The sequence below is a fragment of the Streptomyces sp. NPDC019937 genome, from assembly GCF_040631655.1.
Lineage (GTDB): Bacteria > Actinomycetota > Actinomycetes > Streptomycetales > Streptomycetaceae > Streptomyces.
Genome location: NZ_JBEYAL010000008.1, coordinates 65,664 through 77,820, shown reverse-complemented (window position 1 = coordinate 77,820; position 12,157 = coordinate 65,664). Strand labels below are relative to the sequence as shown.

The window sequence follows — 12,157 nt, the reverse complement described above, 5'->3', positions numbered from 1 at the left end:
CGGTCCCGCGATGTGAAGGCCGCCACATCCGGTCCGTTGGACCGGCGGCCCGCCGCGGCGCGAGGATGGGCCGGTCAGCTCATGCGAGGTAGCCCGGGAGGACCCACCCCATGCAGTCGCCCTACGACATCGCCGACGCCCGGCCGGTCACCGTCGACCGCCGCGAGGGCCCCCATGGCGAGGTCGTGTTGCGGCGGCGGGGAGGGGACGGCGCGGCCGGCGGCGGCACGGTCGGTGAGGGCGGCCGAGGGGGCGGGGCCGTCTTCGAGATCATCGCCAATGGGTGCTTCCTCATGGACACCTCCGACGGCCGCTCCGAGCGCCTGCTGATCCGCGCCGCGCTCGGCGCGCTGCCGGCAGGGCGCCGCTCCCCCGCGCTGCTCATCGGCGGGCTCGGCGTCGGGTTTTCGCTGGTCGAGGCGGTGTCCGAGCCCCGCTGGGGGCGGATAGCGGTGGTCGAGCGGGAGGCCGCGGTGATCGACTGGCATCGGGACGGGCCGCTGGCCGCGGTGTCCGGCGAGGCCCTGGCCGATCCGCGGACGGAGATCGTCCATGCCGATCTGGTCGACCGGCTACGGGCCGGTGCGGAGGGCGCGGAGTCCTACGACGCGCTGTGTCTGGACATCGACAACGGCCCCGACTGGACCGTCACCGAGGACAACGACGGGCTGTACTCCCCCGCCGGGCTCGCCGCCTGCGCGGCCCGCCTCACCCCCGGCGGAGTACTGGCCGTGTGGTCGGCCCAGCCGTCGTCCGCATTCGAGCAAGCTCTCCGGAATGCCGGGTTCACAGGGGTGCGTACGGAAGAGATCGCCGTTGCCCGGGGTGTTCCCGACGTGGTGCATCTCGGGATTCGAGGCGCGTAGCCGAGCCGCGTAGGCTGCCCTTACGCTTGCTTGCCTACGAAAAGTGGCCGGGCAATGACCAGGCGCGGAGCGTCAGGTTTCGACACACGTGTGATGGTAGGCGGCCGCGGATTCATGGGAACGACGCAGGGGCGGGCGTATGGAGCAGATGCACAACGGCCACAACGGGGGCGCCACGACCACCCCGGGCGCACAACGCCGGATCCTCGTCGTCGAGGATGACCCGACCATAGTGGACGCCATCGCGGCCCGGCTGCGCGCCGAGGGATTCCAGGTGCAGACGGCCTCGGACGGCCCGGCGGCCGTGGACACGGCCGAGGCGTGGCAGCCCGATCTGCTGGTCCTCGACGTGATGCTGCCGGGCTTCGACGGCCTGGAGGTCTGCCGCCGGGTGCAGGCGCGGCGGCCGGTGCCGGTCCTGATGCTGACCGCGCGGGACGACGAGACCGACATGCTGGTCGGGCTCGGGGTCGGCGCCGACGACTACATGACCAAGCCGTTCTCGATGCGCGAGGTGGCGGCCCGGGTGCACGTGCTGCTGCGCCGGGTCGAGCGGGCGGCGCTGGCCGCGAACACCCCGCGCAGCGGGATCCTGCGGCTGGGTGAACTGGAGATCGACCACGCCCAGCGGCGGGTGCGGGTGCGCGGCTCGGACGTGCACCTGACGCCGACCGAGTTCGACCTGCTGGTCTGTCTGGCGAACACCCCGCGCGCGGTGCTCTCGCGGGAACAGCTGCTGGCCGAGGTGTGGGACTGGGCGGACGCCTCCGGCACCCGGACCGTGGACAGCCACATCAAGGCGCTGCGCCGGAAGATCGGCGCGGAGCGGATCCGTACGGTGCACGGCGTCGGCTACGCCCTGGAGACGCCCGCGGCATGAGGAAGCCTCCCGGGACCCCGTGGGCTCTGGACCGGCACCTCCGGCGGGTCCGGAGCCTCCCCCGGAGCGAGCGGATCCGCGCCACCTGGACCCAGGTGTGGGAGGCGCTGCGGCCGTTCGACCCGTACCGCTCGGTCAAGGCGGCGCTGGGCGCGCTGGTCATCGGGTCGGTCATCATCACGACCCTGCTGGTGTTCGCGGCGATGCACTCGGACACCGAGCTGCGCGTGATCACGGTCTTCTCGATCATCGCCTCGCTGCTGATCACGCAGTTCGTGGCGCACGGGCTGACCGCCCCGCTGGACGAGATGACCCTGGTCACCAAGGCGATGGCGCACGGCGACTACACCCAGCGGGTGCGGGCGGCCCAGCGCCGGGACGAGTTCGGCGACCTGGCCAGTTCGTTCAACCGGATGGCGGCCGATCTGGAGGCGGTGGACACCCACCGCAAGGAGCTGGTCGCCAACGTCTCGCACGAGCTGCGCACGCCGATCGCGGCGCTGCGGGCGGTGCTGGAGAACGTCGTGGACGGCGTCTCGGAGGCGGACCCGGAGACGATGCGGGTCGCGCTGCGCCAGACCGAGCGGCTCGGCCGGCTGGTCGAGCAGCTGCTGGATCTGTCGCGGCTGGACAACGGGGTGGTGCCGCTGCACGCGCGCAGCTTCGAGGTCTGGCCGTATCTGGCCGGGATCCTCAAGGAGGCCAGCATGGCCAAGGGGGCGGACGCGGGCTCGGGCAAGCACACCCGTAAGGACGTCCATCTCGACCTGGACGTCTCGCCGCCGGAGCTGTCCGCGTACGCGGACGCCGAGCGGCTGCACCAGGTCATGGCCAACCTGATCGACAACGCGATGAAGCACAGCCCGGCGCACGGCCGGGTCAGCGTGCGGGCGCGGCGCGGTGAGGGGCCCGGGAGCCTGGTGCTGGAGGTGCAGGACGAGGGCCCGGGCATTCCGGAGGCGGAGCGGCACCGGGTGTTCGAACGCTTCAACCGGGGCAGCCTCTCGCCGAACCCGGCAGGTCCGGCGGGCCCGGCGCCCGGCGCCCGGCCGCGGCCCGGTCAGGGGAGCGACGGGGGGACCGGTCTGGGTCTGGCCATCGCGCGCTGGGCGGTCGATCTGCACGGCGGCCGCATCGGGGTGGCCGAATCGTCTCGGGGCTGCCGGATCAAAGTCACCCTTCCGGGGGACGTCCAGAGATCAAAATTGACGTAAAGTCGAAGTCGGAAGCGCACATCTGAGCGGTGTGGGTGCACTTTTGCGTTCCCACATCCCGGACGGTCACAGCGGAACCACGTGTGTTTCCCGCCACGCCATGCGCTGAAACCCGCCGATGAGTGTGACTTAGACGACGATGACCAGTGCGGCCTGCACGTAAGGGGTCAAGGGGCGTAGCCTTTATTCCCGCTGTCCACCACCTTGTGAAGCGGAAGAGGGCGGTTACCGCCGTGTCGCCACAGTCCCCCAACACCTCGAGCGTCTCGACCGACGAGCAGGACGGGCAGGGCACCAGCCCTGCCGCTGCCTTCGGCCCCAATGAGTGGCTCGTCGACGAGATCTACCAGCAGTACCTCCAGGACCCGAACTCGGTCGACCGAGCCTGGTGGGACTTCTTCGCCGACTACAAGCCGGGCCAGGACACCGGTTCCGCGGTGGCCACGCCACCACAGGGAGTGACCGGAGGCTCTGCCCCGGCTCCCGCCGCTGCCCCGGCGCCCGCAAAGGCCCCGGCCGCGCCCGCGAAGCCCGCCGAGGCCAAGCCCGCGGACGCCAAGCCGGCCGCCGCCGCTCCGGCCCCCGCGAAGCCCGCCGCGGCCCCCGCGGCGAAGGCCCCGGCCCCGGCCAGGCCCGCGCCGGCCAAGCCGACCCCCGCCGAGCCCACGGCCTCCGCCAAGCCGGCGAAGGCCGAGCCGGCCGCCGGTCCCGAGCTGGTCACGTTGCGCGGCCCGTCCGCCGCCGTCGCGAAGAACATGAACGCGTCGCTGGAGCTGCCGACGGCCACCTCGGTCCGCGCGGTCCCGGTGAAGCTGCTGTTCGACCAGCGCATCGTGATCAACAACCACCTCAAGCGCGCCCGCGGCGGCAAGGTGTCCTTCACGCACCTCATCGGCTACGCCATGGTGCAGGCGCTGAAGGCGATGCCCTCGATGAACTACTCGTTCACCGAGAAGGACGGCAAGCCGACCCTGGTCAAGCCGGAGCACATCAACCTCGGCCTCGCCATCGACCTGGTCAAGCCCAACGGCGACCGCCAGCTCGTCGTCGCGGCGATCAAGAAGGCCGAGACGCTGAACTTCTTCGAGTTCTGGCAGGCCTACGAGGACATCGTCCGCCGCGCCCGCGCGAACAAGCTGACGATGGAGGACTTCACCGGCGTCACCGCCTCCCTCACCAACCCCGGCGGCATCGGCACCGTGCACTCGGTGCCGCGGCTGATGCCCGGCCAGGGCCTGATCGTGGGCGTCGGCGCGATGGAGTACCCGGCCGAGTTCCAGGGCACCTCCCAGGACACCCTGAACAAGCTGGGCGTCTCCAAGGTCATGACGCTGACCAGCACCTATGACCACCGGGTGATCCAGGGCGCCGCCTCCGGCGAGTTCCTGCGGATCATGAACCAGCTGCTGCTCGGCGAGAACGACTTCTACGACGAGATCTTCAAGGCGCTGCGCATTCCGTACGAGCCGGTCCGCTGGCTCAAGGACATCGACGTCAGCCACGACGACGACGTCACCAAGGCGGCCCGGGTCTTCGACCTGATCCACGCCTACCGGGTCCGCGGCCACGTCATGGCCGACACCGACCCGCTGGAGTACCGCCAGCGCAAGCACCCCGACCTCGACATCATCGAGCACGGGCTCACCCTGTGGGACCTGGAGCGCGAGTTCGCGGTCGGCGGCTTCGCGGGCAAGTCCATGATGAAGCTGCGCGACATCCTCGGCGTGCTGCGCGACTCGTACTGCCGCACCACCGGCATCGAGTTCATGCACATCCAGGACCCGAAGCAGCGCAAGTGGATCCAGGACCGCGTGGAGCGCAGCCACGACAAGCCGGAGCGCGAGGAGCAGCTGCGCATCCTGCGCCGGCTCAACGCGGCCGAGGCGTTCGAGACCTTCCTGCAGACGAAGTACGTCGGCCAGAAGCGGTTCTCCCTGGAGGGCGGCGAGTCCGTCATCCCGCTGCTGGACGCCGTGCTGGACGCGGCCGCCGAGTCGCGCCTGGACGAGGTCGTCATCGGCATGGCCCACCGCGGCCGGCTCAACGTCCTGGCCAACATCGTCGGCAAGTCGTACGCGCAGATCTTCCGCGAGTTCGAGGGCAACCTCGACCCGAAGTCGATGCACGGCTCCGGCGACGTCAAGTACCACCTGGGCGCCGAGGGCACCTTCACCGGCCTCGACGGTGAGCAGATCCAGGTCTCGCTGACCGCCAACCCCTCCCACCTGGAGGCGGTGGACCCGGTCCTGGAGGGCGTCGCCCGCGCCAAGCAGGACATCATCGGCAAGGCCGGCACGGACTTCACCGTCCTGCCCGTCGCCCTCCACGGCGACGCCGCCTTCGCCGGCCAGGGCGTGGTCGCCGAGACGCTGAACATGTCGCAGCTGCGCGGCTACCGCACCGGCGGCACCGTGCACATCGTCATCAACAACCAGGTCGGCTTCACCGCCGCCCCGGCCGCGTCCCGCTCCTCGATGTACGCCACCGACGTGGCGCGCATGATCGAGGCGCCGATCTTCCACGTCAACGGCGACGACCCCGAGGCCGTCGTCCGCGTCGCCCGGCTGGCCTTCGAGTTCCGCCAGGCGTTCAACAAGGACGTGGTCATCGACCTCATCTGCTACCGCCGCCGCGGCCACAACGAGACCGACAACCCCGGTTTCACCCAGCCGCTGATGTACGACCTGATCGACAAGAAGCGCTCGGTGCGCAAGCTCTACACCGAGTCGCTGATCGGGCGCGGCGACATCACCCTGGAAGAGGCCGAGCAGGCGCTGCAGGACTTCCAGGGCCAGCTGGAGAAGGTCTTCACCGAGGTCCGCGACGCCGTCTCGGCCCCGGCCCAGCCCGAGGTCCCCGAGCCGCAGCCGGAGTTCCCGGTCGCGGTGAACACGGCGGTCTCCCAGGAGGTCGTCAAGCGGATCGCCGAGTCCCAGGTCAACGTCCCCGACCGGATCACCGTCCACCCGCGGCTGCTCCCGCAGCTGCAGCGGCGCGCGGCGATGATCGAGGACGACACGATCGACTGGGGCATGGGCGAGACCCTCGCCATCGGCTCGCTGCTCATGGAGGGCACCCCGGTCCGGCTCGCCGGACAGGACTCCCGCCGCGGCACCTTCGGCCAGCGCCACGCGGTGCTCGTCGACCGCGAGACCGGTGACGACTTCACGCCGCTGCTCTACCTCTCCGACGACCAGGCCCGCTACAACGTCTACGACTCGCTGCTCAGCGAGTACGCGGCGATGGGCTTCGAGTACGGCTACTCGCTGGCCCGCCCGGAGTCGCTGGTCATGTGGGAGGCGCAGTTCGGCGACTTCGTCAACGGCGCGCAGACCATCGTCGACGAGTTCATCTCGTCCGCCGAGCAGAAGTGGAACCAGACCTCCGGCGTCACGCTGCTGCTGCCGCACGGCTACGAGGGCCAGGGGCCGGACCACTCGTCCGCCCGCATCGAGCGCTTCCTCCAGCTGTGCGCGCAGAACAACATGACGGTCGCCATGCCGACCCTGCCGTCGAACTACTTCCACCTGCTGCGCTGGCAGGTCCACAACCCGCACCACAGGCCGCTGGTCGTCTTCACCCCGAAGTCGATGCTGCGCCTGAAGGCCGCGGCCTCGAAGACCGAGGAGTTCACCACCGGTGCCTTCCGTCCCGTCATCGGCGACGAGACGGTGGACCCGGCCGCGGTCCGCAAGGTGATCTTCTGCTCCGGCAAGGTCTACTACGACCTGGACGCGGAGCGTCAGAAGCGCGGTGTGACGGACACGGCCATCATCCGGCTGGAGCGGCTGTACCCGCTGCCGGGCGCCGAGGTCCAGGCCGAGATCGCCAAGTTCTCGGGCGTCGAGAAGTTCGTCTGGGCGCAGGAGGAACCGGCCAACCAGGGCGGCTGGCCGTTCATGGCCCTCAACCTGATCGACCACCTGGAGCTGGCGGTCGGCGAGGACGTCCCCGCCGCCGAGCGGCTGGTCCGCGTGTCGCGCCCGCACTCGTCCTCGCCCGCGGTGGGGTCGAACAAGCGGCACCAGACGGAGCAGCAGGCGCTGGTGAGCGAGGCCTTCGACCTCTGACGGTCCCGTACCGCGTACGGAGGGCCCGGCTCCCGCTTCACGCGGGGCCGGGCCCTCCGGCGTACAGGTACTCAGATCGGCAGCGGTTCGAAGTCCCAGAGCGGCCGGATACGCTCACGGGCCGCTACGGCCTCGGGGTGGTGCAGCCCCAGGACGGTGGCCAGCGCCCGCCCAGCGGCCGCTTCGATCATCCCCGCCTCGTCCCGTCCGTCGCGGATCGCGAGCAGGTCGGCGGCCAGCGCGACCTGCGCGAGCAAGGTCAGCGGATGGCTCTCCCCGAGCACCTTGGCAGCTCGCCGCACGGTCTCCCGGTTCATCGCACAAGCGTCCGTGGGCCGCTGGACCGCCGACGCGTTGAGTGCGATGCCAAGCGTCCAAGGATGGCGCGGGCCAAGCGCGGAGGCCATGTCCGTCAGGGCCCCTTCCAGCTCCCGTGCCCTTTCGTCCGCTTCCGTCAGGACGAGCGCGCGATTTGCCCTGGCACCGATGGTGTACGGGTGCTGGGCCCCCAACCATGTGTCGTAGTGGACCACCAATCGCTCGCCGATCTGCGCCGCCCGGCCCGGGTCGCCTGATCGCCGCAGGGCGCGGGCAAGGCCCGAGGCGATCATCAGGGTTGGCGGGGCGTCAGCACCGAGCACCCGCCCCGCGCGCCGGCACACGTCGTGGATCCTTTCCAGTCCGGTGGACAGGTGCCCGAACGACCAGTGGCACAGCGCATGATGGTAGGCGGCCACCAGCGTCCACGGGTGGTCGTCGCCCAGGACCTCGTGATGCCGTTCGGCGCTGGATTCCTGGAGAATCAGGGCGTCCTCGTAACGGCCCGACAGCCGCAGGTCGTAGGCGAATTCGGTCTCGGACGACAGGGTCGCCAGCGCCAACGGGCCCAGCGCTTCCCGGGCGCTCTCCACCGTCCTGCGGGACATCTCCACGGCCTCGGCGTAGCGGCCGAGCATCCGCAGCGAGCGGGACAGGCTCCGCTGGACGTTGCGCGCCTCGGGGCCCTCGTCCGGGAAACGCACGGCGCACAGGTCGCGCTGCTGACAGGCCAGCGTATGGGCGTCCTCATAGCGGCCCAGTCCCCGCAGGTCATCGCCGAGCCGGGCCATGGCGAGGGGTGCGCCCGGCGCGTCGGCCTCGACGAGGTCCACCAGCACCGACCGGTCCAGCGCCTCCGCCATGGCGTAGCCGCCGCTCTCGCGCAGCAGCGTGGCGCGGCACATCAGGAGTTCTGGATCGGTGCCCACCGCGCGTTCGGCCAGGCGCAGGCCCGTCGCGTAGTCGCCGCTCAGGGTCAGATACCGCAGGAAGCCGAGCACGAGCCGGCGTGACGTGGCATCCGACGACTCCAGGGCGCCCGAGGACTCCAGGTGCGGCACGAGTTCGGCGTACCGCGGCCAGGTGGCGGGGTCATCGGGGCGGCCCGGGTCCGCAATGGCGAGGGCTGTACGTACCAACCCGCGCCGCTCCTCCGGCGCGCGCCGCCGTACCGCGTCCCGTACGAAGCGGCTCATCCACACGGCGTCGTCCGCCACCTGTACCACCGACCGCTGCACCAGCTTGCCCACGGCCAGATCCAGCTGGCTCGGGTTGTCCAGCAGCGCCGCCACCGCCGGGGAGACCTGGTCGGCCGGGACGGCGCGCAGCAGGGCGAGCGGGACCGGACCGGGGTCGAAGAGGGCGCACAGGCTCAGCAGTTCGGCCGCGGCCTTGGTGGTCTCGCGCAGCTGGGTGATCAGGTCCTTGAAGGCGGAGTGGTACGGCATCGGGTAGTCCGCCGCGGCCCGTACCGGGTTCGGCTCGCCGTCGCTCACCATGCGCACGTACTCCGCCACCGGCGTGGACGAGCCGTCCAGCCAGGCCGCCGTCTGGTCCAGCGGCAGCGGCAGGTCCTCCACGGCCGCCGCCAGTCCGTCCGCGTCCTCCGCCCCGATGCGGGGCGCCCGGCGGCGGACGAACGCGACGCTCTCCTCCCGGCTCAGCGGCGGGACGTCCAGCAGTTCGGCGTAGTGGTCGGCCCAGGCCCGGTTGCGCGAGGTGACCAGCACGTGGCCGCGCCCGGCGGGCAGCAGGTCGGCGATGGCATCCGGGTCGTCGGCACCGTCGAGGACCAGCAGCCAGCGTTCGTACGGATCGCCCCGACGCAGGGCGTCCAGCGCGCCACGGGCGGAACCGTTGTCCGGGGCGAGAGTGACCAGACGCGCCTCCAGCGTGGGCCGGTCGTTCCCGGAGGCCCACCAGACGACGTCGTACCGGCCCGCGTAACGGTGCGCGTACTCGGCGGCGAGCTGCGTCTTGCCGACGCCCGGCGGCCCGACGAGCGCCACCACCGCCGTATCGGCGGGGGTGGCCTCCAGACGGTCGTGCACGGCGACGAGCAGCGCGGCGCGCCCGGTGAAGCGCGGATTGCGGCGCGGGACTCCGTCCCAGATGGCGGGCACGCTGCCGGGGAAGCGCGGGCTGTAGGCAGCGGCCCCGGACCCCGTGGGCAGGGGCACCACCGCCAGCCAGCGCAGCAGGGCCCGTTCCGCCGCGTCCGCGCCCAGCCGCCGCAGATCGAGGGTTGCGATCGGGTCCACGCCGGATGGCGGCGCGCAGTCACCCGCCATCACGGCCATGGGGAGGTGGGCGCTGCGGAGCAGCGTGGCGATGGTGTCCTCCCAGTCGATGCCCGCGCGGGCCCCGGCGGCGAAGAAGTGCTCGCTGAACAACAGGATCTGGGTGACGTCGTCGGTGGAACGCTTCTGGAGGGCCCCGGAGGAGGCGGGGTCCCAGCGCCGTGGCACCACCCGCTGCCCGTTCGATCGCAGCACGTGCGCGATCCAGTCCGCCCAGAGACGGTCCTCGGCCGCGTGGACGACGACGAAGGGAGGGGGAGCCTGCGGAAGCGAGTCCGCCACGAGGTCGGGCCGGGCGCCGGAGCCGCCCTCCCGGGCCCGCAACCGCGCCAGCTCCTCCTCCAGCTGCCGGGCCCGCTCATACGCGAGCCGCACCCGCTGCTCCACCGGATCCTCGGCCTCAACCTGCTCCGCGGCCGCCTCCTCCTCCGTCTGCAGCTGATGCTCCAGTGCCTCGCACCGCCGCTCGGCCTCCAGCGCCTGCCGCCGCGCCTGGGTCAGTTCGCCCTGCAGGCGGGCGACTTCCTCGCGCAACCGGTCCCGTTCGGCGCGTAACCCCTCCTGCTCGCCGCGCAGCCGCTCGACCTCCGCCTCCCGCTCATCGCGCTCCAGCGAGGCCGAGAGCGCCGCCTGCCGCTGGTCGACCTCCATCTCGGCGATGCGCTGTTGCCGTACCAGCAACGCCTCCGACAGCGCCTCCGCCCGCACCTCGGCCTGCTGCCGCTGCCGGTCGGCGTCGGCGAGCTGGTCACGCAGCCGCTGCAGCTCCCAGCCCACCTTGTTGGTGACCTGCAACGCCCGCCGTTGCAGGGCGTGCACATGGGCCATCACCTCGACCGAGGAGGCCCGCCCGGTGGCCTTGGCCGCATGGGTGAGCAGCTGGTCCACGAACTCGGCGGGCGGCACGACGGTCCCGTTGAGATAGCGCGAGACGGTCCCCGCGTCGTAGTGCACCCGTACGGCGAAGACCCGCAGCGACACCCCCAGCGCGCCGAACAGCTCCCGCAGGCTCCGGGCCAGCTCCCGGCACTCCGGCTTCACCTGCTCGGGGATCGGCTTCAGATCCCCGATCCGCCGCGGCTCCGACACCAGCTCCCCGCCGACCGCCTCGTCCGTCATGGGTCCCTCCCCCGTTGCGGCCCTCTGCAACGCGTGCGGCCTGCCGCAACACCCCGGGCCCCACACATCGTGAACGTACCGCCCGGCGCCCTCGCCGGTCTCACGAAAGCAGGTCAACGATGCCGAACCGCCGCCCCACCACCCTCCTCACCCTGACCGCCGCCGCCCTCACCGGCGCCGTGCGGGCGGTGGTGTCCTGGCTCCTCAGCCGGACGGTGGAATGACCGCGCCGGGATCGCCGAGCCAGGCGGCCTGGCCGCCGGCGGTGACGGTGAGGCCGAAGTCGTACAGCTCCGGCGAACCGGCCTCCAGCCACCACCGATACGCCCGCTCCAGTTCGTCGAACAGGTCACGGGGCCCCCATTGGTACACACCGCCCTCCCGCACATACGCCCAGGAGTCGGCGGTGGCGAGCCATCCGTCGCCGTCCCAGTGGACGCCGGGCAGCAGAAGCCCGAGGGCGAAACGGGCGTGGAAGTCGATGTCCAGGAAGGACAGGTCGAGGTCGGTCCGGCTGTCGCGGCTCTCCTCCCAGGAGACGGGGGTGTACACCTCGCGGAGCGGATTGTCCGGCCGGCGCTGGCCACGCAGATCCATGAACGACATGGGCTGCCCGAAGTGGCCGCTAGCCGAAGCGCCGTCATCCGAGACGCACAGGCGCACCATCCCATGCGGCTGCAGCGTCGTCTTCCACGGGGTGACGATGAGCCCGCCGGGGCGCGTCTGCTCCACCCAGGCGAAGGGGACGCGATGGAGCGAAGCCGTGCACAGCACCCGGTCGTACGGGGCGTCGGGCGGCCAGCCGCCCTCGCCGTCCGCGGCCACCACGCGGGGGTGGTACCCGGCCTCGGCGAGCCGCCGGGTGGCCGCCTCCGCGAGCCCTGCGTCGACCTCCACGGACGTCACATTTGCTGCACCGGCGCGCTCGCACAGCAGGGCGGCGTTGTATCCCGTGCCGGTGCCGATCTCCAACGCCCGCATGCCGGGGCGCACGTCGGCGGCGGCGAGCATGGTGAACACGGCGTCGGGCGCGCTGATGGAACTGGTGGGCAGCACACCTTCGGTTTCGGCCGCCCCGTCGTCGACCTGGGTGACGACGGACGCCAGCGGATCGTGCACCAACGCGGCCCATGCTCCGCGGTCATTGGCGGCACACAGCGGGCGATAGGCATCGTCCCGCCAGATCCACACCATGTCGGGGACGAACGCATGACGCGGCACCTTGAGGAAAGCCTCCCGCATCCACGGCTCGGCGAACCCCTCCAGGCCGTCGAGCGCCTCGGCGGCCTGTGCCCGCAACTCATCGGGGCTCATTTCCGGTGCGTCCCACCTCCAGGCTTCGACACATCCGGATGCTGACCATCGCTGTCCCGTGGCGACGGCGGCTGAG

The 12,157-nt window shown here is 71.6% G+C and carries 6 protein-coding genes; 4 read left to right on the top strand and 2 right to left on the bottom strand.

Going from position 1 to position 12,157, the window contains the following annotated elements; all coding sequences use genetic code 11:
* The first annotated feature begins 110 nt into the window (after window positions 1-110).
* The 4 genes from ABZ562_RS10030 (at window position 111) to ABZ562_RS10015 (ending at window position 7,030) form a co-directional block, all read left to right on the top strand.
* A complete protein-coding gene (locus ABZ562_RS10030; protein WP_361476160.1) occupies window positions 111-866 on the top strand; it encodes a spermidine synthase in 756 nt (251 codons plus the stop codon).
* Window positions 867-1,005: 139 nt separating this feature from the next.
* Window positions 1,006-1,746, top strand: a complete 741-nt coding sequence (locus ABZ562_RS10025) for a response regulator transcription factor (protein ID WP_055547848.1) — start codon at window positions 1,006-1,008, stop codon at window positions 1,744-1,746.
* Window positions 1,743-2,960, top strand: coding sequence for an ATP-binding protein (locus ABZ562_RS10020; RefSeq protein ID WP_361476157.1), 1,218 nt, complete (start codon window positions 1,743-1,745; stop codon window positions 2,958-2,960). Before ABZ562_RS10025 ends, ABZ562_RS10020 begins: the two co-directional genes overlap by 4 nt.
* Before the next feature lie 233 nt (window positions 2,961-3,193).
* Window positions 3,194-7,030 (top strand): multifunctional oxoglutarate decarboxylase/oxoglutarate dehydrogenase thiamine pyrophosphate-binding subunit/dihydrolipoyllysine-residue succinyltransferase subunit, encoded by a 3,837-nt coding sequence (locus ABZ562_RS10015; protein WP_361476155.1) that lies wholly within the window; start codon window positions 3,194-3,196, stop codon window positions 7,028-7,030.
* Window positions 7,031-7,101: 71 nt separating this feature from the next.
* Here the strand turns inward: ABZ562_RS10015 and fxsT are convergent, their stop codons facing one another.
* On the bottom strand, window positions 7,102-10,767 hold the full coding sequence (gene fxsT, locus ABZ562_RS10010; protein WP_361476153.1) for an FxSxx-COOH system tetratricopeptide repeat protein: 3,666 nt from the start codon (window positions 10,765-10,767) through the stop codon (window positions 7,102-7,104).
* A 204-nt stretch (window positions 10,768-10,971) separates the two neighbouring features.
* Window positions 10,972-12,081 carry a methyltransferase domain-containing protein gene (locus ABZ562_RS10005; RefSeq protein WP_361476151.1) on the bottom strand — a complete coding sequence of 370 codons (1,110 nt, stop codon included), beginning with the start codon at window positions 12,079-12,081 and terminating at the stop codon, window positions 10,972-10,974.
* Window positions 12,082-12,157 lie beyond the last annotated feature (76 nt).